The organism is Serratia sp. LSHTC3, from assembly GCF_057197125.1.
In genome coordinates, this window is record NZ_JBXUNP010000002.1 from 238,636 (window position 1) to 261,858 (window position 23,223).

Annotated in this window: 19 protein-coding genes; 12 read left to right on the top strand and 7 right to left on the bottom strand. The window is 54.9% G+C overall.

What is annotated here, in order from left to right:
• Window position 1: 1 nt before the first annotated feature.
• Together AC2CGI_RS08415 and AC2CGI_RS08420 are read right to left on the bottom strand one after the other, a co-directional pair.
• On the bottom strand, window positions 2-1,468 hold the full coding sequence (locus AC2CGI_RS08415; RefSeq protein ID WP_015377172.1) for a sensor histidine kinase: 1,467 nt from the start codon (window positions 1,466-1,468) through the stop codon (window positions 2-4).
• A gap of 3 nt (window positions 1,469-1,471) precedes the next feature.
• Window positions 1,472-2,185, bottom strand: a complete 714-nt coding sequence (locus AC2CGI_RS08420; protein WP_021504276.1) for a response regulator transcription factor — start codon at window positions 2,183-2,185, stop codon at window positions 1,472-1,474.
• Between the two features lie 150 nt (window positions 2,186-2,335).
• Here AC2CGI_RS08420 and AC2CGI_RS08425 point away from each other — a divergent pair, with 150 nt between their 5' ends.
• The 4 genes from AC2CGI_RS08425 (at window position 2,336) to AC2CGI_RS08440 (ending at window position 4,616) form a co-directional block, all read left to right on the top strand.
• Window positions 2,336-2,947, top strand: coding sequence for a cytochrome b/b6 domain-containing protein (locus AC2CGI_RS08425; RefSeq protein WP_015377174.1), 612 nt, complete (start codon window positions 2,336-2,338; stop codon window positions 2,945-2,947).
• A gap of 10 nt (window positions 2,948-2,957) precedes the next feature.
• Entirely contained in the window at window positions 2,958-3,734 is a 777-nt protein-coding gene (locus tag AC2CGI_RS08430) for a molybdopterin-dependent oxidoreductase (RefSeq protein ID WP_015377175.1), read from the top strand.
• A 59-nt stretch (window positions 3,735-3,793) separates the two neighbouring features.
• Window positions 3,794-4,084, top strand: a complete 291-nt coding sequence (locus AC2CGI_RS08435; protein WP_015377176.1) for a pentapeptide MXKDX repeat protein — start codon at window positions 3,794-3,796, stop codon at window positions 4,082-4,084.
• A gap of 64 nt (window positions 4,085-4,148) precedes the next feature.
• Window positions 4,149-4,616, top strand: a complete 468-nt coding sequence (locus AC2CGI_RS08440; protein WP_033640910.1) for a YkgB family protein — start codon at window positions 4,149-4,151, stop codon at window positions 4,614-4,616.
• A 120-nt stretch (window positions 4,617-4,736) separates the two neighbouring features.
• Here the strand turns inward: AC2CGI_RS08440 and AC2CGI_RS08445 are convergent, their stop codons facing one another.
• Window positions 4,737-7,808, bottom strand: coding sequence for a DUF4214 domain-containing protein (locus AC2CGI_RS08445; protein ID WP_015377178.1), 3,072 nt, complete (start codon window positions 7,806-7,808; stop codon window positions 4,737-4,739).
• Window positions 7,809-8,152: 344 nt separating this feature from the next.
• On the bottom strand, window positions 8,153-10,189 hold the full coding sequence (locus tag AC2CGI_RS08450; RefSeq protein ID WP_015377179.1) for a choline transporter: 2,037 nt from the start codon (window positions 10,187-10,189) through the stop codon (window positions 8,153-8,155).
• Between AC2CGI_RS08450 and AC2CGI_RS08455 the strand changes: the two genes are divergently transcribed.
• The 4 genes from AC2CGI_RS08455 (at window position 10,180) to betA (ending at window position 14,482) form a co-directional block, all read left to right on the top strand.
• Complete coding sequence (locus AC2CGI_RS08455; protein ID WP_126181001.1) at window positions 10,180-10,518, top strand: hypothetical protein; 339 nt, start codon at window positions 10,180-10,182, stop codon at window positions 10,516-10,518. The two genes, AC2CGI_RS08450 and AC2CGI_RS08455, sit on opposite strands and share 10 nt — an antisense overlap.
• 71 nt (window positions 10,519-10,589) lie before the next feature.
• Window positions 10,590-11,192, top strand: a complete 603-nt coding sequence (gene betI / locus AC2CGI_RS08460) for a transcriptional regulator BetI (RefSeq protein ID WP_004939107.1) — start codon at window positions 10,590-10,592, stop codon at window positions 11,190-11,192.
• Window positions 11,193-11,206: 14 nt separating this feature from the next.
• Entirely contained in the window at window positions 11,207-12,679 is a 1,473-nt protein-coding gene (betB, locus tag AC2CGI_RS08465) for a betaine-aldehyde dehydrogenase (RefSeq protein ID WP_021504279.1), read from the top strand.
• 135 nt (window positions 12,680-12,814) lie between these two features.
• Entirely contained in the window at window positions 12,815-14,482 is a 1,668-nt protein-coding gene (gene betA / locus AC2CGI_RS08470; protein ID WP_015377181.1) for a choline dehydrogenase, read from the top strand.
• 108 nt (window positions 14,483-14,590) lie between these two features.
• Here the strand turns inward: betA and AC2CGI_RS08475 are convergent, their stop codons facing one another.
• From AC2CGI_RS08475 to AC2CGI_RS08485, 3 genes are all read right to left on the bottom strand, one after another.
• Window positions 14,591-16,216 carry an FMN-binding glutamate synthase family protein gene (locus tag AC2CGI_RS08475; RefSeq protein ID WP_015377182.1) on the bottom strand — a complete coding sequence of 542 codons (1,626 nt, stop codon included), beginning with the start codon at window positions 16,214-16,216 and terminating at the stop codon, window positions 14,591-14,593.
• 183 nt (window positions 16,217-16,399) lie between these two features.
• Entirely contained in the window at window positions 16,400-16,990 is a 591-nt protein-coding gene (locus AC2CGI_RS08480; RefSeq protein ID WP_004939094.1) for a LuxR family transcriptional regulator, read from the bottom strand.
• A gap of 21 nt (window positions 16,991-17,011) precedes the next feature.
• Window positions 17,012-17,728 carry an EAL domain-containing protein gene (locus AC2CGI_RS08485; RefSeq protein WP_004939091.1) on the bottom strand — a complete coding sequence of 239 codons (717 nt, stop codon included), beginning with the start codon at window positions 17,726-17,728 and terminating at the stop codon, window positions 17,012-17,014.
• Window positions 17,729-18,242: 514 nt separating this feature from the next.
• On the opposite strand from AC2CGI_RS08485, the gene AC2CGI_RS08490 reads away from it, so the two are divergent.
• The 4 genes from AC2CGI_RS08490 to AC2CGI_RS08505 all read left to right on the top strand — a co-directional run bounded on the left by AC2CGI_RS08490 (window position 18,243) and on the right by AC2CGI_RS08505 (window position 23,212).
• Window positions 18,243-18,770: a fimbrial protein gene (locus AC2CGI_RS08490; protein ID WP_004939088.1), complete on the top strand. Its 528-nt coding sequence runs from the start codon at window positions 18,243-18,245 to the stop codon at window positions 18,768-18,770.
• Window positions 18,771-18,836: 66 nt separating this feature from the next.
• Entirely contained in the window at window positions 18,837-19,520 is a 684-nt protein-coding gene (locus AC2CGI_RS08495; protein ID WP_004939085.1) for a fimbrial biogenesis chaperone, read from the top strand.
• Between the two features lie 27 nt (window positions 19,521-19,547).
• Window positions 19,548-22,163, top strand: a complete 2,616-nt coding sequence (locus AC2CGI_RS08500) for a fimbria/pilus outer membrane usher protein (protein ID WP_076740428.1) — start codon at window positions 19,548-19,550, stop codon at window positions 22,161-22,163.
• Window positions 22,164-22,174: 11 nt separating this feature from the next.
• Window positions 22,175-23,212 carry a fimbrial protein gene (locus AC2CGI_RS08505; protein WP_015377185.1) on the top strand — a complete coding sequence of 346 codons (1,038 nt, stop codon included), beginning with the start codon at window positions 22,175-22,177 and terminating at the stop codon, window positions 23,210-23,212.
• Window positions 23,213-23,223 lie beyond the last annotated feature (11 nt).

Genomic DNA, 23,223 nt, shown 5'->3' on the forward strand with positions numbered 1-23,223 from the left:
ATTAACGCGGCGGAATGGCAAAGCGGAAGCAGGCGCCGCTTTGCGGTTGTTCGATCAGCTGAATATCGCTGTCGTGCAGCTGCAGAATGCGCCGCACGATCATTAACCCCAGCCCGCCCGCAGGGCGCCGGGCGCCGCTCAGGACAGACGGCCGCACGAACAGATCGGCGCGCAGCGTCTGCGGAATGCCGGGGCCGCTGTCGCTGACCTGCACCATCACCCGATCTTCCTGCCGCCACAGCCGCACGCCGATGTCGCCGCCGGGCGGCGTATGGCGAATGGCGTTGTCCAGCAGGTTGGTCAGCACCCGCTCAATCATGCTGAGATCGGCGAACACCGGCGGCACGCCGGGGGCGATGTCGGCATGCAGCCGCTGATTACGCGCCTCCGCCGCCAGCTCGAACTTTTGGAACACGTCCTGCAACAGCTCGCTGAGGGAGAAGGGCTCTTTCTGCGGTTTCACCACGCCGTACTCCAGCCGCGCCAGCTCGAACAGCTCCTGCGCCAGCTTGCCCACTTTGCGGCTCTGCGCCAGGGCGATCTCCAGATAGCGCCGCCGATCGGCGTCGCTCAGGGTGGCGGCCTTGACCGACAGCGTTTCCAGATAGCCGTGCAGCGAGGTGAGCGGGGTGCGCAGATCGTGCGAGACGTTGGCGATGAATTCGCGCCGCAGCCGATCCTGCTGCGCCAGCGTTTGCCACTGTTCGGCGAGGCGCTGCGCCATGCGGTGAAAGGCCTGTTGCAGCTGGCTGACCTCGTCGCGCCCGGCCGGCGCCGCCGGCCGCGCCGCGTAGGCCTGCACCGCCTCGATGCCGCCGCTGTCCAGCGCATTGACCTGACGGGTCAGGCGCCGGATGGGGCGAGTGACCCAGTAGAACGCGAAACCGCCGGCCAGCAGGCTGAACAGCACCATCACCCCGGAGGTCCACAGCGCCATCCTGGCCGCCGAGTTGAACTGGGCGTTGCTGGCCAGCGCCGTGTACTCTTCACCGAGCAAGACCACATACAGATAGCCCTCGACCCGGCCGTCGACCTTCAGCGGCGCAACGCTGAACACCTTGCGCCCGTCCGCGCTGCGCGGATCGTCGCCGTACACCGGCATCTGCGCACCATCGAGCAGCGCCTGCAGCGGCGCCAGCGCGACCCGCTGCCGCTTCAGATGCCCGGCCGGCGCGGCGTTGCCGATAATCGTGCCCTGTTTGTCGAGCAGGTAAACCTCAACGCTGGGATTCACCGCCATCAGTTGGTCGAACAGGGTATGCACCGCCTGCGGCTCCGGCCCGTTCACCCCCAGCAGCGGATTGCTGTCGGCGATATGCTGCGCCAGGTTGCCGGACAGGCGCTGGATCACCGCCTGGCTGTACTGAGTATTGCTGCGCACCTGCATCCAACCGGAAAAGGCGCAGCCGATGACGATCAGCAGCGCGAAGATAATCGTGAGGCGTTGCGCTAACGTAAGGTTTTTCATGGCTCACTCTTGCGGCGCGGCCGCGAATTTATAGCCCATGCCCCACACCGTGAGGATGCGCTCGGGTTCCGCCGGATTGCGCTCAATCTTGATGCGCAGCCGGTTGATATGGGTGTTGACGGTGTGCTCATACCCTTCGTGCTGATAGCCCCAGACCTGATTCAACAGGCTGAGGCGCGAGAATACCTGGCCCGGGTGGCGGGCGAAAAAGTACAGCAGGTCGAATTCGCGCGGCGTCAGCTCGATCGGCTGTTGGTGCAGGCGCACCTCGCGGGCGATAGGATCGATGGTCAGATCGTTGAAGCTGAGCGCGCCGGCGTCCAGGCGCAGGTTGCGGCTCATCGCCTCCTGGCGGCGAAACAGCGCCTTGACCCGCGCCACCAGCTCCAGCATGGAAAAAGGTTTGGCCAGATAGTCGTCAGCGCCCAGCTCCAGCCCCAGCACGCGGTGCACCTCGCTGGAGCGCGCGCTGGTGATGATGATCGGCGTGTAGCGCGTCATGGTGCGCGCCCGGCGGCAAATCTCCAATCCGTCGACGCCCGGCAACATCAGATCGAGGATGAGGGCGTCCCAGCCGCCCTGTTCCAGCATCGCCATGCCCTGATTGCCGTCGGCGGCGTGGCTGATGGCGTAACCCTCGTCACGCAGATGCAGCTGCAGCAGATCGGCGATGTCGCCGTCGTCCTCGACGATCAAAATTCGTTTTGGCTTGTCCATTCTCATTACCGCTGATTGCCCGATTCTCTCTGAAGTCTACACAACCGCCACCGGCGGAGTTATCACATTTTATTTAACTTTGCGTGAGGTCTTGGGGAACAAATCCGGGGAATACTGGGCTCATCGCATCGTTAGCTGGCAGGAATCGCTATGAGCTTCACCCTCACCCCGGAACAACGACAGACGGTACATCCTCTCTGGCTGCGGTTGACGCATTGGCTGAATGCGCTGGCGATGCTGATCATGGTCACCAGCGGCTGGCGCATCTATAACGCCTCGCCGCTGTTCAACTTCAGCTTTTTCAACGAGCTGACGCTCGGCGGCTGGCTGGGCGGCGCGCTGCAGTGGCACTTCGCCGGCATGTGGCTGTTTGGCGTCAACGGGCTGTGCTACCTGCTGCTTAACCTCGCCAGCGGGCGTTTCAAACGCAAATATTGGCCGCTCAGCCCGAAGCAGTTTCTCGCCGATGTCGGCGCGGCGCTGCGCGGCCGGCTGCAGCACGCCGACCTGCGCCACTACAACATGGTGCAGCGCGTGGCCTATCTGTCGGTGATGCTCCTTGGCGTGCTGAGTGTGCTGTCCGGACTGGTGCTGTGGAAATCGGTGCAGTTTCCACTGCTGCGCACGCTGCTCGGCGGCTATGAAGCGGCGCGCTATATCCATTTTTTCGCCATGTCGGCGCTGGTGGCCTTCGTCGCGATCCATCTGGTGATGGTGGCGCTGGTGCCTCGCACGCTGCTGGCCATGCTGCGCGGACGTTAAGGAGTTCACGATGAAAAAGGATAAACCGATCATGACGATCGTTGAAGGGCAGGCGATCGTCAAAGAAGCGCAGCGCTTGTTGACCGCGTCGTCCCGCCGCCGCTTTCTGCGCAACGGCCTGACGCTGGGCGGCATCGCCATGCTCACCGGCTGCGATCTCAGCGGCAACGCTAACGTCGAGCAGGCGCTGAGCCGCATTTCGCGTCTCAACGATCGGGTGCAGGGCTGGCTGTTCAACGGCGATCGCCTGGCGCCGGTCTACCCGGAATCGATGATCACCCGGCCATTCCCGTTCAACGCCTTTTACGCCGAGGAGGACGCGCCCGACATCAACGGCGACGACTATCGGCTGGAGGTGGCGGGGCTGGTGCAGGACAAGCGCGCCTGGAGCCTGCCGCAGCTGCATCGGATGGCGCAGGTCAGCCAGGTGACGCGTCATATTTGCGTCGAGGGTTGGAGCGCCATCGGCAAGTGGGGCGGCGTGCCGTTCGCCACCTTTCTTAAGGTAATCGGCGCGGATCTGAGCGCCCGCTACGTCAGCTTCAAATGCGCCGACGACTACTACACCAGCATCGATATGGCCACCGCGCTGCATCCGCAGACGATTATCGCGCTGACCTACGACGGCCAGATCTTGCCGCGCAAGTACGGCTACCCGATGAAGCTGCGCATGCCGACCAAGCTGGGCTACAAGAATCCGAAACACATTCAGGTGATCGAGGTCACCAACCGCTTCCCGGGCGGTTACTGGGAAGACCAGGGCTACAACTGGTTTGGCGGCAGCTGAGGCGGCCGCCGGCCATTCTCCGGCACTCCGGTGCCTTTGACATGACGGAAGGAAATACCATGAAAAAGTTATTCGCAATGATGATGTGCAGCGCGCTGATGCTGGGCGTGGCCGGCGCCAACGCCGCGGACGGCATGAGTAAAGACGCGATGAAAAAGGACGGCATGAGCCAGATGTCGCACGACGGCATGGCGAAAGATGGGATGAAGAAAGAGTGCATGGGCAAGGACTGCATGAAGAAAGACAAAATGGGCAAAGACGCCATGAAAAAGGATGGTATGGCGAAAGACAGTATGGCCAAAGACGGCATGAAGAAAGACGAGATGAAAAAGGATGCGATGGGGCACTAAGCCGCCTCACCCCGCGGCCGCAAGCGGCAAACCGCGGCGGCTGCGGGCAGCATAAGGAGAGAGGATGATGTTGGCGACATGGCTGCGGCGCTTTCAGCGCTCGAACGGGGACGTTATCTTTATGCGCGCGGCGTTGGTGGTGATTTTCGCCGCCTTCGGCTACGCCAAATGGTTTGATTACGAGGCGCAGGGGCTGGTGCCGCTGATCGGCAACAGCCCGCTGCTGAGCTGGATGCATCAGGCGTTCGGCATTCGCGGCGCCAGTTATGCATTAGGCGTCGCTGAATGGAGCTTCGGTTTGCTGCTGCTGGCGGGATTCTGGTCGCGGCGGTTGGGGTTGCTGGGGGCGATCGGATCGACGGTGACCTACCTGACCACGCTGACGCTGATCTTTTCCACGCCGGGCGCCTGGGAGCCCTCCGCCGGCGGTTTTCCCGCCATGGCCGGGGCCACCAGCTTTTTAATCAAGGATCTGGTGTTGCTGGCCGGCTCCCTGGTGCTGCTGAAAGCCGACTTGCCGGCCGAGCAGTGACCAATACTAATATGGTTGACACAATTTAGCCCTAAAAAGCCCGATGTACTCATCGGGCTTTTACATTTTAGCGACAGAATGGTTACTGCATGTTTGTATTTTAACCAATCCCTTTTTTTATTAATAATATAGTTGTGATGCAAGGAGTTCAGTATCTGGCTGTCCGGATATTTTTATTAATGCATCTGAGTTATCAAATATTTTGTTATTATTAAGATCCACCACGATATACGTATCTTTTTTCAAATTACTGTCCAGAGTGGAAACGACACCAGCCTTCCCTTTAAATTGCAATGGGTTTTCTGGGTCTGAAATGAACTCTATATATCCATAGTTGTCCAAGCTACTCCCTCCACTAACGTTATCTACGAAAGGTATTTTCTCCCCTTTTTTTCTTCCTGAAATATAAAAATTATCATCACTGAGAGCGATAATATCTTCTCGTGCATTAAAATCATAAAGAGTACTGGTGTTTTTAGCGATTGACATAATATTAAACATGTCCGCCCCTTTTCCTCCAATGGCTGTTACGATATCACTCACGTCAAAATAATCGTCCCCATCGCCGCCGATGAGTTTTATAGTGCTTGATACCTCTCGGTATATTGAATTCGAGAGTGCAAATTTATTGCCTTGCGAACCGCCAAAAATGACGATGTTCTTACTTATTGTTGTAAATAAATCAGGTTCAATCGAAAGATCTACACCAGAGTTTTTTGAAGCATCAATAGTAAATTCAGTAGTATTGTTATCTCCTCCAAGAATAGCATTCAATTTTATTTTGTGTGTGCCTTCAATAGTTATTTTTTCAACATGTGACTTGGTTAATTTTAACGTCAAACCATTTTTGTCATTTGATTCCCCTACGGTTTTTATATTAACATTCCTCAGGTTTTCCCCTATTAACTCAAATGCTCCTGCATAAATAACGCTTTTAGTGCCAGATGATTCTACCGATTTGGTTAATGTGTCTTCACCATTTTTTTGATTGGTAAGGAAGTTTAATTCTGTTACATCATTCTTAAATTTCAGTGAGTAATTTACATTACTCACAGAGTAAGGTCCGTCACTGCGGTTTCCAATATAAAAATTTGCCGCCTCTTTAGGTATGTTGATGACGGAAACTATATCTGCAGTGGCAGGTTTTGATTGATTCGCTGTGTTTATAAATGAGAACCCTGCTTTGCCAATTTGATTAATATTCCCTCCACTAATGATGTTGGTGTTTTCAATAAATATATCATAATCTAAAGTGTTGCTGATTACTGATGATGTTCTGGATATAGTACCATCTACATTTTTTGTATAAGTTAATGTTGATATTTGACCTGTGTATTTATATAAGTCGATAAGCGAGAAGTTTTTAAACTGGTCGAGATTGCTTGTATATTGGATGCTCTTTGTGTCTGGAGCACCATTAATACCTTTGGTGATTGTTATTTCAGATCGAGTATTGATAAAGTTCGCAGATATTGAGTTGACTCCGTTACCGCCATCTGCCGTAAACAAAGTGTTTATTTTATTTCCGGATTTGTTACTATTATTTCCTGTCCATCCAAGAAAATCGTTACCGATACCAAAATTAAAATGAGTTGGCGCTGTGGTGATATCAGCTGACTGTGTTAACATTAATAATGTGTTTGCTTTTTTAGACGTTAACTCTGAAATGCTTCCGTTCATATAAGCGAAAATGAAATCATTAACACTATTATCGGGCAAAGCTATTTTCACAGGTTGGTTTCCGCTAATGCTTATTTGCTTAATGTTTGCTGCCTGATTAAGGTTAATATTGCTTTTTGTTGCAAGATTGATATCTATTTTTTCTAATTTTGACATTTCTATTTTACTGATATTATGTAGCAACCCAGAATTAACACTACTAGAAAGATAGTTATCTGAATTGTTTGTCAATGTTGCATAGGTTTTATAATTCAGGCTGTCTGCAACTCTAAATATGAATTGGAACTTCTCATGAAATTCATTTGTTGTGCCCGCGGTTGTATTTAGTGCGCTGTTTATTACACTTTTAATTATCTCACCTTTATCGGATAGGGTAACAAGTTGCTGTATTGTGGCGCTATCTGCATCATGCCCATAAACAAAATTATACACTTTTTGCGCGTATGCGGTAATTTCTAAATATGTTGATATGCGAGTGAACTCAGAAGTATTGAGTAAAATATCTACCATTTTGTCGTAGCCGGTACCTGAGGCCATTTTTTGGCTCCAGCCAAATAGTGCTTCAGAATTTAGATTTCTTCCCGCGCCAGCTAAATAAAGTTCGGCGATAAACTCCTGATACTCTAAAGGAGGCAGTTCTCCTGCTTTATAAACATATGAAGCGCCTTTTAAATGTTCCCTTGCAACGTGATCTTGTTCATTGTTACTTTCTTTTAATGTATTCATTAATTTTATTGCAATCTCTCCACGAGATATTCCCGTTGATAATAGATTGACATAAAAGTTCAATTCATTATCAGATGCTGAACGCTCATAACCATTCTCGAATAACTTTTGTATAAATGTCTTATTAGTTACTTTACTTAGATATGGACGATCATTAATAAATTTTTCTGTGGCTTGAAGTAATGTTCTTTCATGGTTATTGATTAATGGAGCCCAATACTCAATCACATCACGGGTGATTCCTGCCCCTAAGATATGAAAAACGCCTTGAATATCAGCTGTGCTATCAGTTTCATTCGTTGATGATGGGGAGGGAGAGCCAGGATAAAGAGCCTGATTTCCGTTGTCTACAAAATGCTCCCTATCTATCTGACGTTGTACCGGGTAATTATATTCATAACTATTATTTATACTCCAGTCGTCGTTCAATTGAGGCCATGGTGCCGTATTAGTTACAAGTTCCTTAGTAATTTTGAAGAGATTATTATTGAGGTTAGGGTTGATATATGACTCGTTTGACCAGAGCTTAAACTCTATTTCTCCCATGGTTCTACCGTGAATGGTGTTAAAAAAGAAAAACATGATCTCAAAGTTATTATGATATCCACCATATATTTCTTTTGCTTCAGGCGTCTTCATTAGCCTTGTGATTAAATCCTCTAAACCCGCAGGTCCATTTTTCTGTAAATTTTCACTAAGTGATTTTAAATCTTTTTCAGGTGGGCTTTTCCGAGTGATTGCATAATAAATGCTGGCAATCTGTTTTTCGTATTTTATCTCAGCCATAATTTAATTCCTCATTGTGATAATGTTTTTTACTAATGACTTGCAGTTCTCTTTTAAAGGCTAAGTAATTATAGGAAAGAATTGAAAGTCTGGCTGAGGAAATTTCTGATATTGGATGCATGGTCATCATTTTATCGATGCTGGTAAGGTATAAATGATGTTTTTTGTTTATGTAAAATAAAGTAACTATTTGTAGTTTATAGGGTTTTAATTGTCTTGGAGTGTCTTTTAATCTTCAAAAAAGATACTTATGATGTTTTTTGATGAGGTTTAGAATAAATATGTATTGAATTTTTGGGGGGGATATTCCCACCAACTAATAGGCTGGTGGGAATGGCATTATTTTAATCAGGATAGGTCAGGGTGCCCCCCGGCGCTTCGCGATGAATGTGCAGGAAGTTCAGGTGCTTCTCGTACTGGTCGAGAATATCGCCAATCACCTGTTCCTTGCTGTAGTCCATCAGGTCGTTGCCCTGGGTGCCTTCCATCAGGAAGGTTTCCAGCCGGTAGTAGTGCGACTTGCCGGAGCGGGCGCGGTAGGTGAAGCCCGGCACCGAGTAGCGCATCGGCCAGATCTGATAGATGAAGTTCTGTTCCTCGCCCAGGTGTACCAGCAGCTCCAGGTGGTTCAGGCGTTCGTCTTCGGTCGGCGGCACTTCGCTGAACTCCACTTTCGCGCCGCGCAACTCCAGCTCGCGCGCCACGTCCTGCATCGCCGGGCGGCAAACCTTATCCAACATTTTCTGCGTGTACTGCGTGCCCGGGTAGTTCATCACCCGCGACAGGCGCTGTTTCCAGTTGAGCACGTCGTGGCTGGAGACCGGCACCGGCGCCAGGGTGCTGAGCGCGCTGGCCTTGCGGTAGTCTTCTACCCGCAGCGATTTATACAGCCCGGCCATCACGAAGAAGATCACGAAGCTGAACGGCAGGCCCATGATCACCGTGGTTTTCTGCAGCGCCGGCACGCCGTCGGTCATCAGCATGCCGATGGTCAGCAGGCCGATGGCCACCGACCAGAAAATCCGCAGCCAGTTCGGCGCATCATTATTGATGTCGGCCAGGCGCGAGGTGAAGTTACCCAGCACCAGCGAGCCGGAGTCCGCCGAGGTGACGTAGAACAGCAGGCCGGTGATGGTGGCCACCGAGGCGCTGAAGGTGAAGCCGGGGTATTGCGCCAGCAGGCTGTAGAAGCCGCGCTCCGGGAACTGCATCACTTCCTGAGCAAACTCGGCGTTGCCGTGAATGATCTGATACAGCGCGCTGTTGCCGAAGATAGACAGCCACAGCAGGGTGAACACGAACGGTATGATCAGCGTGCCGACCACGAACTGACGAATGGTGCGCCCGCGCGAGATGCGCGCCAGGAACAGGCCGACGAACGGCGACCAAGCCACCCACCAGGCCCAGAAGAACAGCGTCCAGTTGTTCATCCACTCCACCGGCCGATCGAAGGCGAAGCTGTTGAGCGTCATGCCCATAAAGCGGTTGACGTAATCGCCGACGTTAAGCACCAGCGCGTTGAGCAGGAACTCGGTGTCGCCGAAGAACAGCACGAACAGGATCAGGCCCAGCGCCAGCAGCACGTTCAGCTCGGACAGGATGCGGATGCCCTTGTTGACCCCCGAGGTGACCGAGATGGTGGCCATGATCACCGACAGCAGGATCAGCGAGCCCTGCACCGTCAGGTTTTCCGGGATCTCGAACAGCACCTTGAGGCCGTAGTTGAGCTGCACCACGCCGATGCCCAGCGTGGTGGCGATGCCGAAGATGGTGCCGAGCACCGCGGCGATGTCCACGCTGTGGCCGATCGGGCCGTTGATGCGTTTACCGAAGATTGGGTACAGCGCCGAGCGGATGGTCAGCGGCAGATTGTAGCGATAGCTGAAGTAGCCGAGGGCGATGCCCATCAGCGCATACATTGACCAGCCGGTCAGGCCGTAGTGGAACAGCGTCCAGACCATTGCCTGGCGCGCGGCCTCCAGCGTTTGCGCGTCGCCTTCCGGCGGCATCATGTACTGGGTCACCGGCTCGGCGACCGAAAAGAACATCAGGTCGATGCCGATGCCGGCGGCGAACAGCATCGCCGCCCAGCTCATCAGGCTGAACTCCGGCTTGGACTGCTCTGGCCCGAGCTTGATGGAACCGAAGCGCGAGGCGGCGATAAACACCACGAACACGATGTACAGCGTCGCCGCCAGCAGGTAGTACCAACCGAAGGTGGTCGACACCCAATTCAGCGTGCGGGTGATCCACTGCCCGGAGAAGTCGGTGAAAAAGATGGTCATCAGCGAGAAGGCCAGGATCAGCCCCGCCGAGGTGAAGAAAACCACAGGGTTGAGGCGGTCCTGCTGCGGTTTGGAGGAGGTTTCGCGTGTTGTCATCGTCATCCTCTGAACTGAGTAAAATCGTGCCGCTCCGCATTTCGGGGCGCGTTGGCGCCGCCGAAAAACGGGCGAATGAAGGCGGCGACCATCCCCATGGGAATGGCCTGAGTAACGCCGCTTTCGCCTGTTGCCGAAGCACCGGAGCGCTTCGCGGTGGGAACCGCTTACAGCCACTGATTTTGGTCAGATTCGTTAATTACCTCACAAAAATCAGCCAGTTCCACAACCAGATAGTACAAATTTTTAACCAGGCAGCAATAAAATATATGCAATTTTTATTGAACGTTCAATCAAAAAAAAGTTTAATAGTCCGCATGATGACCTGAATCACGGGCGAAACGGCAGTGAAATTTGCCCGCTGAGATAAGGCCGAAGTCGGTTTTGTGAGAGTCGAAATATGCCAAAGGTAGGAATGCAGCCAATCAGAAGGCAGCAGTTGATTGATGCCACGCTCGCCGCGGTAAACGAAGTGGGAATGCATGACGCCACCATCGCGCAGATCGCGCGGCGCGCCGGCGTTTCCAACGGCATCATCAGCCATTATTTCAAGGACAAGAACGGCCTGCTGGAAGCCACGATGCGCTATCTGATCAGCCACCTGGGCGAGGCGGTGAAGCTGCGGCTGCAGGCGCTGACCGATAACAGCCCGGCGGCGCGGCTGCAGGCGATCGTCGCCGGCAACTTCGACGACAGCCAGATCAACAGCGCGGCGATGAAGACCTGGCTGGCCTTTTGGGCCAGCAGCCTGCACCAGCCGCAGCTCAACCGGCTGCAACAGGTGAACGGCCGCCGGCTTTATTCCAACCTGTGCGCCGAGTTTCGCCGCGTCATGCCGCAGCCGCAGGCGCGGTTGGCGGCCAAGGGGCTGGCGGCGCTGATCGATGGGCTGTGGCTGCGCAGCGCGCTGCGCGGCTCCGCGTTCAATCAGGCGCAGGCGCTGGCGCTCACGACCGAATACATCACGTTCCAACTCCGGGGGCAGACGCCGCCCGGAGGATAACTCAAGGAGATCCTATGTCCCGTTTTGGCTTGCAGAAGCTCTATATTCATGGCGCCTATGTAGACAGCACCGCTGGAAAAACCTTCAACGCCATTAACCCGGCGAACGGCGAAATTCTGGCTGAAGTCCAGTCCGCCGGCGCTGAAGACGTCGATCGTGCGGTGGCCAGCGCGGCCAGCGGGCAGAAGGTGTGGGCGGCGATGACGGCGATGGCACGTTCGCGCATCCTGCGTCGCGCGGTGGATATTCTGCGCGAGCGCAACGATGAGCTGGCGGCGCTGGAAACGCTGGATACCGGCAAAGCGATGTCGGAAACCACCGCGGTGGACATCGTCACCGGCGCCGACGTGCTGGAGTATTACGCCGGCCTGATCCCGGCCATTGAAGGCGAACAGATCCCGCTGCGCGATACCTCGTTCGTCTACACCCGCCGCGAACCGCTGGGCGTGGTGGCCGGCATCGGCGCCTGGAACTACCCGATTCAGATCGCGCTGTGGAAGTCCGCGCCGGCGCTGGCGGCGGGCAACGCGATGATCTTCAAGCCAAGCGAAGTCACGTCATTGACGGCGCTGAAGCTGGCGGAAATCTACACCGAAGCCGGCCTGCCGGACGGCGTGTTCAATGTGGTGACCGGCAGCGGGGCGGAAGTGGGGCAATACCTGACCGACCATCCGGGCATTGCCAAAGTCTCTTTCACCGGCGGGGTGAAAACCGGCAAGAAGGTGATGGCTAACGCGTCGGGTTCGACGCTGAAGGAAGTCACCATGGAACTGGGCGGCAAGTCGCCGCTGATTATCTTCGACGACGCCGATCTGGATCGCGCCGCCGATATCGCCATGATGGCCAACTTCTACAGCTCCGGCCAGGTGTGTACCAACGGCACCCGCGTCTTTGTGCCGGCGGCGCTGCAGGCGCAGTTTGAGGCGAAAATTCTCGAGCGCGTGAAGCGCATTCGCCTCGGCGATCCGACCGATCCGCAAACCAACTTCGGGCCGCTGGTCAGCTTTGCGCACATGGAATCGGTGCTGCGCTTTATCGAGAGCGGCAAAAACAGCGGTGCGCGCCTGCTGTGCGGCGGCGAACGCGTCACCCACGGCGAATTCGGCAAGGGCGCTTACGTGGCGCCGACGGTATTCAGCGACTGCCGTGACGACATGGAAATCGTGCGCGAAGAGATCTTCGGGCCGGTGATGAGCATTCTCAGCTACCAGAGCGAAGAGGAAGTGGTGCGCCGTGCCAACGACACCACCTTCGGCCTGGCCGCGGGCGTGGTGACCCACGATCTGGCCCGCGCGCACCGCGTGATCCACCAGCTGGAAGCCGGCATTTGCTGGATCAACACCTGGGGCGAGTCGGCGGCGGAAATGCCGGTCGGTGGCTACAAGCAGTCCGGCGTCGGCCGCGAAAACGGCCTGACCACGCTGGAGCACTACACCCAGATCAAATCGGTGCAGGTTGAGCTGGGCGATTACGCCTCGGTATTTTAACTATCCCCGTCGTCTTTCGAGCCGCAGCCGGGTTGGCTGCGGCCGACACTCCCCGAGAGCCAAATACACCGCCTGTTGCGGATCCGCGTTTCGCGTTTTCGTCTCATGCAGGCCAATAAAGTAAGGAGATAATGAATGGAATTTGACTACATCATTATCGGTGCCGGTTCCGCCGGCAACGTGTTAGCCACCCGATTGACCGAAGACGCCGACGTCAGCGTCCTGCTGCTGGAAGCCGGCGGCCCGGATTACCGGATGGATTTCCGTACCCAGATGCCGGCCGCGCTGGCGTTTCCGCTGCAGGGCCGCCGCTATAACTGGGCGTATGAAACCGATCCTGAGCCGCACATGAACAACCGCCGGATGGAATGCGGCCGCGGCAAAGGGCTGGGCGGTTCATCCCTGATCAACGGCATGTGTTACATTCGCGGCAACGCGATGGATTTCGACAACTGGGCCAAGGCGCCGGGTCTGGAAGACTGGACCTATCTGGACTGCCTGCCGTATTTCCGTAAGGCGGAAACGCGCGATATCGGCCCGAACGATTACCACGGTGGTGAGGGCCCGGTGAGCGTCACCACGCCGAAGGCCGGTAACAACGAACTGTTCCACGCCATGGTGGAAGCCGGCGTGCAGGCGGGTTACCCGCGCACTGACGATCTGAACGGTTACCAACAAGAAGGCTTCGGCCCGATGGATCGCACCGTGACGCCGAAGGGACGCCGCGCCAGCACCGCCCGCGGTTATCTGGATCAGGCGCGTTCTCGGCCGAACCTGAAGATCGTCACCCATGCGCTGACCGACCATATCGTGTTCGACGGCAAGCGCGCAGTGGGCGTCAACTATCTGCAGGGCGACAGCAATCAGCTGACCCATGCCAAAGCGCGCCGCGAAGTGCTGCTGTGCGCCGGCGCCATCGCCTCGCCGCAAATTCTGCAGCGTTCGGGCGTCGGCCCGGCGGCGCTGCTGAAAAGTCTGGACATCAACGTGGTGCACGATCTGCCGGGGGTGGGGGAAAACCTGCAGGACCACCTGGAGATGTATCTGCAGTACGCCTGTAAGAAACCGGTGTCGCTGTACCCGGCGTTGCAATGGTTCAATCAGCCGAAAATCGGCGCGGAATGGCTGTTCAACGGCACCGGCGTCGGCGCCAGCAACCAGTTCGAGGCCGGCGGTTTCATCCGCAGCCGCGCAGAGTTCGCCTGGCCGAACATTCAGTATCACTTCCTGCCGGTGGCGATTAACTATAACGGCAGCAACGCGGTGAAAGAGCATGGCTTCCAGGCCCACGTCGGTTCGATGCGTTCGCCGAGCCGCGGCCGGGTGCAGGTGAAATCGAAAGATCCGCGTCAGCATCCGAGCATTCTGTTCAACTACATGTCGACCGAACAGGATTGGCAGGAGTTCCGCGACGCTATCCGCATCACGCGCGAAATCATGGCGCAGCCTGCCCTGGACGAATACCGCGGCCGCGAGATCAGCCCAGGGCCGGAGGTGCAGACCGACGAGCAGCTGGACGCCTTCGTGCGCGAGCACGCCGAAACCGCCTTCCACCCGTCCTGCTCGTGCAAGATGGGCGAAGACGAGATGGCGGTGGTCGACGGCCAGGGCCGGGTGCACGGCATGGAAGGATTGCGGGTGGTGGATGCGTCAATCATGCCGCTGATCATTACCGGCAACCTGAACGCCACCACCATCATGATCGCCGAAAAGATCGCCGACCGCATTCGCCAGCGCGCGCCGCTGCCGCGCAGCACCGCCGACTACTACGTCGCCGGCGATGCGCCGGTGCGCAAGCAGTAACCGACACGCCCTCTCGCCGTTGAGGGGGAGGGCCGCCGTAGCAAGCAACCCCTCTCCATATGCTCTTCCCCAAGGCGAGGGGGCAACTCTCTTTTATCCCTTATCCCATCATGCCGCCGGCAGCGAGATCGCCTGATCGAAACTGGTGGGCGTCGCCATGCGCCACATGCGGGCGTAGAACTCGCTTTTGATCTCCGGCTGCAGCAGCGCGCCCGGCTCCAGATAGTAATAGATATCGGCGTACACCTTGATCTCGGTCGGCGTGATGCGGCGCAGCATATGGTGCGAGGTCAGCTGCTCCGGGCGGCTGACGCCGGCCGCCGCCAGCATGTCTGCCAGCGCTTTCACCGTATTCTGATGGAAGTGGTAGACGCGTTCCGCCTTGTTCGGTACCACCAGCGCCTTTTGCCGCAGCGGATCTTGCGTCGCTACGCCGGTCGGGCAGTGGTTGGTGTGGCAGCTTTGCGACTGGATGCAGCCGACGGCGAACATAAAGCCGCGCGCCGAATTCACCCAGTCGGCGCCGAGCACCAGCACGCTGGCGATGTCAAAGGCGCTGATGATCTTGCCGCTGGCGCCAATCTTGATTTGGTCGCGCAGGCCGCAGCCCACCAGCGTGTTATGCACGAACAGCAGCCCTTCGCGCAGCGGCATGCCCATATAGTTGGAGAGTTCGAGCGGCGCGGCGCCGGTGCCGCCCTCCTTGCCGTCCACCACGATGAAGTCCGGCAGAATGCGGGTGTGCAGCATCGCCTTGACGATGGCGACGAACTCCCACGGGTGGCCGATGCACAGCTTGAAACCGACCGGTTTGCCGCCTGACAGCTCGCGCAGCTGTTGGATGAACTGCATCATTTCCAGCGGGGTGGTGAAGGCGCTGTGCGAGGCCGGCGAGATGCAATCCACGCCTTCCGGCACGCCGCGGGTGGCGGCGATTTCCGCATCTACCTTCTTCGCCGGCAGAATGCCGCCGTGGCCCGGCTTGGCGCCCTGGCTGAGCTTGATTTCAATCATTTTCACCTGCGGGCTTTGCGCCTGTTCGGCAAAGCGGCGCGGATCGAAATGGCCGTCGGCGGTGCGACAGCCGAAATAGCCGCTGCCCAGCTCCCACACCAGGTCGCCGTTGTTTTCGCGGTGATAGCGGCTGATGCTGCCCTCACCGGTGTCGTGGTAGAAGTTACCCTTGGCCGCGCCGAGGTTGAGCGCGCGGATGGCGTTGGCGGAGAGTGCGCCGAAGCTCATGGCCGAAATGTTGAAGATCGACGCGGAGTAGGGCTGGCGGCAGTCGGCGCCGCCGATGGTGATGCGGAAACTGGTTGGGTCGGCGGCTTCCACCGGCCGCATGGAGTGGCCGATGCACTCATAGCCGGTTTGATACACGTCCAGCAGGGTGCCGAACGGTTTGTCACCCATCTCGTTTTTCGCCCGGCGATACACCAGCGTGCGCTGGGTGCGCGAAAACGGGATCTCTTCATTATCCTGCTCGAGGAAATACTGGCGCAGTTCCGGACGGATGAACTCGAAGAAGAAGCGCAGGCGGCCGATGATCGGGTAGTTGCGGCAGATGGCGTGGCGCTGCTGCGTGAGATCGTAGATACCCAGCACCATCAGGCAACCGCAGGCCAGGGCCGGCAGCCAGAACCAGGGATGGTTGTGCATCATGATCAAGAAAACCAGGGTGAGCAAGATGCTCAGCACAAAGCAGGTATAGCGGCTGAATAAGGACGACTTCATAACATCTCCTGATGTTTATTTTAATCCACACGACATGACTCACGGATAATCCGTGTGCAAATCGTAACCAACAGGAGAGGATGTTGTGTGTCTGTTGCTGCTTTGTCGCCGGTTGTTACATTAATTTAACCTGGCGGAAGGGAGGGGTTGCCGCGCGGCGTGCCGCGCAACAAGCCAAGATGTTTATTTGCCGGCGACGAAGATGGTGCTCATGCTGCGCAGCCGCAGCTTTTTCATCGCGCTGTATTTTTGCGAGAAGATGGTTTTCGGGTGCGTGCCGCGTTTTTCCGCGATATGCAGCAGGCTGTCGCCGCGCAGCAGATTGAAGATCACGTCGCTTTCCGCCGGGCTGAGCTCGCGGGTTTTCTGCACCCGGATACCGCCCGGTTCTTTGCTTTCCAGCAGCCGCTGGATTTTTTCCTGCAGCGAATAAAGCGGAATGCGGGTAGAGACCAATTCAACGGAAATCCCCAGGATCGACAGCAGTTTCACTACGCGCTCGTCGTCATAGAACACCAGCAGGCGCGTCTTGCTGTTGTACTGCTGGTGCAGGGACACCAGGCTTTCGATCACGTTGACGCTCTGTTCCAGGTTTTGCGAGGTGAAAATCAGCGCGATATCGTGCTTGGTGATCTTTTCCGCTTTGGCGCCGCCGTGCATGAAATCGGAAAACAGGCGGATATCGTACGCGCCGTAATGTTTCTTCAGCAGCACCGACAGGCCAACATAGCTGTACTTACACTCACTAATCACAAGAACGTTGTTTTTAGACATAGGGCAAACACCAATACCGAGTTAAAAGTATTCAGCTGTAAGAAGCGAGTTCAAATCCTTGATGCTGGATTCCTTCCACAGCTTTCCCTGCAGTGCGTAATATGGCATTTCATCCAGCCATTTCTTGTGTTCGGGAGTTTCAACTCCTTCGATAATTACCTTGTAATGATTAAGGTAAAAGAAGCGCAGTAACGCGCGCATCAAGCCCTCGCCGCCGGACTTTTTCATAAAGTCCCAGAGCAGAAAACGATCGAGCTTAACGAAGCGGAACTGGCTGTTGTACAACGCGGAAAAACCCGCATAGCCAGAACCAAAATCATCGAGCCAAAATGAATAACTATTCAATGACGGATCGCCGTGCACGCGATCTTTCACCAGCCGGGTTGAATTCTCGCTGATCTCAAAATGAATACAGCGCAGGGCATTAATTCTCTCGGCAAAGTGACTATTCGCCAGCGATTGCAGGGAATAATCGTCAACATTCAAAGTGGCTATCACTTGGTTTTCATGAAACCAGTGTTTGTATTTATCGATCAGATTGATCTGATCCATCAAAATCTCAATCCGGGTGGCGCTGTCGGCGTGACGAAAGAACTGTTCAGGAGAAAAATGGGCATATTCGCTATTAAACGTAAAGCGAGACAGACATTCAACGGCCAGCAATTGTCCCGACTTCGCGAACATTGGCTGAAAAACATAATTAATGCCGTTATTTTTCTCTCTGAAAGAACCGCTCATTTCCCAATCCTTGGATTGATATTTAACTTGTTGATTTTAAATGATTAAAAAGAAAGTTACTCCAGGTTTATTGGTAAATTTCTTATTTAAAGCGTCAGGATGGCCGAAACGTGTCGACAGACCATTAAACGCGTAATTCGTGCCAAAGTCCAAACGTCGCAATCTGTTACTAAATGTAAATATTCGGGATAATATTCTGATTTTCAGGCCTTAACGCAAAATCTTGAACTCTGCAGCTTTCCCAAACACAGATTATTCCTATTCATATGAATCGTCAACATCGATCGATAGGTATCCGCCGATAGTTTATTCCTATCAAGAGGGGGCTTATGAATGTTTTAAACGATTTAACATTAAGAATATGCTTAGTCTATATTTCGTCCGGCAATGAGTTCATCGAGGCAACGCTCCTTTTCAGCAAGGGAGTGCTATCGCTGAGTGTATGCTCAGTGGCGGCAATATATATATAAGCCCGCCACTGAATCGATTATTTTATTGTTCTATGGAGCTGGAAATGAAAAAAGTATTATTGCCTTTGGCTGCCCTGGTATTGTCTGCAACTGCTTCCAACGCAATGGCAGCAAACGGCAACGTTAAATTCACCGGTGAAATTGTACAGTCCACCTGTAAAGTTGTTGATAAAGACCAGAATAAAGAAGTTTACCTGGGTAAATATCCTACCACCGCTTTCCCAACTGCCGGTTCTACCAGCGGTGCTAAAGCTTTCGATATCAGCCTGGAGAAATGTGAAGCGGGTAACTACACCCTGCGTTTCGACGGTAACACCCCAGCTGGCCACCCAGAGCTGTTGGCTGTAACTGGCGGCGCGACTGGCGTTGGCGTTGAAATTCTGGATAACAACGGTTCTACTCTGCCAATCTCTCAGGAAGTGGCTACCCCAGCTACCGTAACTGTTGCTGCTGATGGCGATAACCCAGGTGCTGCGACTTTCAACCTGCGCGCTCGTTACAAATCCTTCCAGGATCTGGTAACTGCCGGTCAGGCAAACTCTAACGCTACCTTCACCATCGAATACAAATAATTCGCTGGCAGGATAGATAGAGTTATTGGCCAAGGATGGCTAAATTTTGAGAGTTGAGACATTCCGATGAAAAAAATTCTGACTGGTATTTTATTCGCATTCTCTGTTAATGCCTTTGCCGGCATTCAGGTTGATGCGACGCGTGTCATCTATAACAGCGCAAGTAAATCCGCATCGCTCTCAATCAGCAATGACAGCGACGATACCTACATGGTGCAAACCTGGCTGGATACTGGCGATGCAAGCCAGATGCCTAAGAATTTGCCGATCGTGGTGACGCCACCCATTTTGAAGCTGGCTGCCAAGAAAGACGCCATTTTGCGTTTTATCTATTCCGGCAGCGGTTTGCCGCAGGACAGAGAATCTCTGCTCTGGGTCAACGTACAGGAAATTCCGCCAACGCCTAAGCAAGATAACGTGCTGCAGGTGGCGATCCGTACTCGTATCAAACTGTTCTATCGCCCGGATTCGTTGAAAACCAACCTGCAACAGCAGGCGGAAGCGCTGAAGTGGAAGCGCCAGGGCGGCAATTTAGTCGTGACTAACGATGGCCCGCTGTTTGTCACGCTGGGCGTGTTGAACCTGAAGAGCGGCGGCAAGAGCTGGAAAGTGAACGCCGACATGGTCAAGCCACACGACAGCCTGCGTATTTCCCTGCCTCAGGGGGCGCAATCAGCCAACAATATGTCGTTTACCTATATCAACGACTATGGCGGTCACACCGAGATTAAAAACGTCGCACTGAATTGATTTGAAGCACTTCAAGGAATGAAAGAAATGGCACACAAAAGAATAACAACCCTCGCGCCAAAACGTTTGGTGAAGCTGATTAATGGTGTAATTTATTTTTCTGCTGTGCCTTTTTCATTCTCACATATGGCCATGGCGGAGGAGCAGTTCAACACCTCCTTCATCCATGGCGATGACAATATCGCCCAGGTGGCGTCGTTGGCCAGCGGGGATGACATTCTGCCGGGTAAATATCCGTTTGATATCTATCTCAACGGGCAGCGTATCGATCACCGCGAAATCGAGTTCAAGAAAGAATCCAAAGACTCTCCGGTAGCGCCGTGCCTGACGGCCGCGGACTATCAGGATTACGGCGTAAAGCTGCCCGGCGATCTGACCACCGCCGGTGCCGCGCAATGCTACGCATTGCCACAACAGATCTCCGGCGCCAAGCTGAGCTATGACGCCGCCGTACAGCGTATGGATCTGGAAGTGCCGCAGGTGTTTCTGATCCCACGCCCGCAAGGTGCCATTTCGCCGAAAGTTTACGATCGCGGCATCAATGCCGGCTTTGTTAACTATAACTTTAGCGGCACTCATAACCGCTACGGCAACAATCAGAACGACAAGACTTCCGACTATTACTTCCTGAGCCTTAACAATGGCCTCAATATTGGCGATTGGCGCCTGCGCAACAACTCGACGTTGAACCAACAGTCGGGCGCCGGTACGCATTGGAAGAACATTTCCAGCTGGGCGGAAACGGACATCGTTTCTCTGCGCAGCCGTCTGGTGATCGGCCAGACCAACACCAATAACAATGTTTTCGACAGCATTCAGTTCCGCGGTGTGCAGATGTCCAGCGCCGACGACATGCTGCCGGAAAGCCAGCGCGGCTATGCGCCGGTGGTGCGCGGTGTGGCGACGACCAACGCGCGCGTTGAAGTGCGTCAGAACGGCTATACCATTTACAGCACCAACGTGCCGCCAGGGCCGTTTGCACTGACGGACATTTTCCCAAGCACCCTGAGTGGTAACCTGGACGTGACGGTTATCGAAGCCAACGGTTCGAGAACCTCTTTCGTCGTGCCGTTCTCCTCGGTGCCGAACATGCTGCGCGAAGGGATTTGGAACTATCAGCTGACCGCCGGTAAATACCACGACGGCACCAGCCGCTATCAGCCCAAGTTTGTCCAAGGCACCTTGTCGCACGGTATGGCGTATGACATCACGCCTTACGGTGGCGTGCTGGTGGCGGAAAACTACCGTTCAGCGGTCGTAGGCCTCGGTAAAAACCTGGGGAACTGGGGGGCTGTCTCTTTTGATATGTCCTATTCCGACACCAACCTGGTGAACGGCGATGACAAGCAGGGGGAGAGTTTCCGTTTCCTGTATTCCAAGTCGCTCAACGATTGGGGGACGGAATTCCGCATTGCCGGTTACCGTTACTCGACCTCCGGCTATTATGATTTCTCCGATGCGGTTGCCGAGCGCGAACGCTATGAGAACGGTTATTACCGTAACGATTACTACGATCAAAACGATCGCAACCTGGGCGTGCCGGACTGGGCGGAATCTCGCCGTCGCAGCTATTACACCAGCCGTTTCAACAACAAACGCCAGCGCGTTGAGCTGTCTGTCAACCAGCGCATCGCCGGTAATTCGACGCTGTACGCCAACCTCAGCAACCAGTCTTACTGGGGCGGATCCGGTGAAGACCGTACCGTACAAACCGGTTTTAACAGCAGCTATAAAAATATCAGCTATGGCGTCTTTTATCAGGACAGCCGCAGCAACTACGGCTATAAAGACCGCAGCGTCAACCTGACCGTATCGATTCCGTTCAGCTTCTTCAGCAAGGATTCGTCGGACATGACCGCCAGCTTCAACGCTGGCCACAGCAAGCAGAGCGGCAACACCTACAGCGCCGGCCTGAGTGGCACCGCGCTGGATGACAACCGCTTGAACTATGCGGTGCAAAGCGGTCATGATCGTTATTCGGGCCAAACCAGCTCGGCCAACGTCGGTTATCAGGGCAGCATGGGGACCATCAATGCCGGTTATAGCTACAGCAAAGATTATCAGCAGTCTTCGTTGGGCGTGGCGGGTGGTATCGTCGCACACTCCGGCGGCGTGACGTTGACCCAGCCGCTGCAGAATACGTTTGTGCTGGTGGAAGCCAAAGACGCCAAGGGCGTTCGTATCGAAAACCAACCCGGCGTCGCCATCGACCGCTTCGGTTACGCGGTGATGACCTCTGCGTCGCCATACCGCCATAACCGCGTGGCGCTGCGCACCGAAGATATCGGCAACGGCCTGGATATCCCGATGGCGGCAAGAGACGTGGTGCCGACTTACGGCGCAATCACCCGCGTGAAGTTTGAAACGCACACGGGCCAAAGCCTGTTGGTACACAGCAAGATGACCGACGGCAGCGTACCGCCGATTGGTGCCAACGTCTTCAGTGCGGATGGTAAGAACAACGGTACTGTCGGTACCAACGGCGATATTTATATCTCAGGTGCCTCCGCAGGGGATCGTCTGCTGGTGAAATGGGGCAACGACGCGGGCGAAAGCTGCTCACTGGTGGTGCCGGAATTGAAAGCGGCGACCGAACAGTTGATCGGTTATCAGGAACTTTCGCTGACCTGCGGAAAACCGTAAAAGGAAAGGATATGTCTTCTTTGTTAAAGCATAAGAATCTCGGATTGGCGGCTGGGCTGCTGGTCACGCTGGGCGGGTTTTCGCAGAGCAGCTATGCGTTGTCGTGTAAGCAGAACGGCAGCATTCGCCAGGATATCGTGCTGGATAAGGCCATCAAGGTGTCGACGGCTAATACTGCTCCGGGGGCATTGCTGTGGCGTTCGCAGCCCTTTACCTCTACGTTCCAGTGCTCTGATACAGACAATATGCCGAAAGGCGAAGACGCATTTTTGTATTGGGATCCGCAGAATAAAATGCAAAACATCCACAATTCAATCGAAGTGGGTGTGACATTTAAAGGGATTGACGTCAAGCCGGTAAAGAATCAGCGTGAGAATGTTGGTCCGGGTACAGTATGTAGCAACCCGCCACGTTGTAGCAGGCCGGCGACGAGCCAAAGCGTCACCGTAACATACTCTATCTACATTAAAGCGACCGGCAAGGCACCGCCGGCGGGCGGAAAAATCACAGACAATAATGCCTATTCGGTGTTTCAGGTTGATGGCGTCGGCGGCTTGAACAGCCGTCCGAACAGCAACTTTAACGCCTACATCTCCGGGCTGGGTAATATTCAGTTTATCTCCTGCAACCCGAAAATCACCGTAGTGGCCAACAACGGTTCGACGGTGAACTTTGGCACCATTCCGCGTCAGAATGCGGTGGTGGGTAAAATCGAGAAGCAGGTGCCGTTCTCGGTCGCCGCCAATATGTCCGATCCAACGACCGGTCAAGACTGCAAAGGGGAAACGCTGCAGGCCAGCTTCAGCACCACCTACCCATTGCAGGATAACAGCGTGATCCTGCCGACCAGCGACAGCGGCTTCGGTATTTTGATCTCGCAGGCGGCGACGCCAAATACGCCGATCATGATGAACAGCCCGGTCGATCTGGGCCTGGTCAACGGCACCATCGTTGAAAAGAACTTTATGGCCAGCCTGAAATGGTTGAGCACCAACCCGAAGGTAGGGCCGTTCAGCGCATCGGCGAATATTGACGTCACCTTCAAATAATTCGGTGTCTC

Excerpts from the sequence above, each read along its gene's own strand:
- AC2CGI_RS08415 (WP_015377172.1), bottom strand. The coding sequence starts at position 1,468 with ATGAAAAACCTTACGTTAGCGCAACGCCTCACGATTATCTTCGCGCTG.
- AC2CGI_RS08420 (WP_021504276.1), bottom strand. The coding sequence starts at position 2,185 with ATGGACAAGCCAAAACGAATTTTGATCGTCGAGGACGACGGCGACATC.
- AC2CGI_RS08425 (WP_015377174.1), top strand. The coding sequence starts at position 2,336 with ATGAGCTTCACCCTCACCCCGGAACAACGACAGACGGTACATCCTCTC.
- AC2CGI_RS08430 (WP_015377175.1), top strand. The coding sequence starts at position 2,958 with ATGAAAAAGGATAAACCGATCATGACGATCGTTGAAGGGCAGGCGATC.
- AC2CGI_RS08435 (WP_015377176.1), top strand. The coding sequence starts at position 3,794 with ATGAAAAAGTTATTCGCAATGATGATGTGCAGCGCGCTGATGCTGGGC.
- AC2CGI_RS08440 (WP_033640910.1), top strand. The coding sequence starts at position 4,149 with ATGATGTTGGCGACATGGCTGCGGCGCTTTCAGCGCTCGAACGGGGAC.
- AC2CGI_RS08445 (WP_015377178.1), bottom strand. The coding sequence starts at position 7,808 with ATGGCTGAGATAAAATACGAAAAACAGATTGCCAGCATTTATTATGCA.
- AC2CGI_RS08450 (WP_015377179.1), bottom strand. The coding sequence starts at position 10,189 with ATGACAACACGCGAAACCTCCTCCAAACCGCAGCAGGACCGCCTCAAC.
- betI (WP_004939107.1), top strand. The coding sequence starts at position 10,590 with ATGCCAAAGGTAGGAATGCAGCCAATCAGAAGGCAGCAGTTGATTGAT.
- betB (WP_021504279.1), top strand. The coding sequence starts at position 11,207 with ATGTCCCGTTTTGGCTTGCAGAAGCTCTATATTCATGGCGCCTATGTA.
- betA (WP_015377181.1), top strand. The coding sequence starts at position 12,815 with ATGGAATTTGACTACATCATTATCGGTGCCGGTTCCGCCGGCAACGTG.
- AC2CGI_RS08475 (WP_015377182.1), bottom strand. The coding sequence starts at position 16,216 with ATGAAGTCGTCCTTATTCAGCCGCTATACCTGCTTTGTGCTGAGCATC.
- AC2CGI_RS08480 (WP_004939094.1), bottom strand. The coding sequence starts at position 16,990 with ATGTCTAAAAACAACGTTCTTGTGATTAGTGAGTGTAAGTACAGCTAT.
- AC2CGI_RS08485 (WP_004939091.1), bottom strand. The coding sequence starts at position 17,728 with ATGAGCGGTTCTTTCAGAGAGAAAAATAACGGCATTAATTATGTTTTT.
- AC2CGI_RS08490 (WP_004939088.1), top strand. The coding sequence starts at position 18,243 with ATGAAAAAAGTATTATTGCCTTTGGCTGCCCTGGTATTGTCTGCAACT.
- AC2CGI_RS08495 (WP_004939085.1), top strand. The coding sequence starts at position 18,837 with ATGAAAAAAATTCTGACTGGTATTTTATTCGCATTCTCTGTTAATGCC.
- AC2CGI_RS08500 (WP_076740428.1), top strand. The coding sequence starts at position 19,548 with ATGGCACACAAAAGAATAACAACCCTCGCGCCAAAACGTTTGGTGAAG.
- AC2CGI_RS08505 (WP_015377185.1), top strand. The coding sequence starts at position 22,175 with ATGTCTTCTTTGTTAAAGCATAAGAATCTCGGATTGGCGGCTGGGCTG.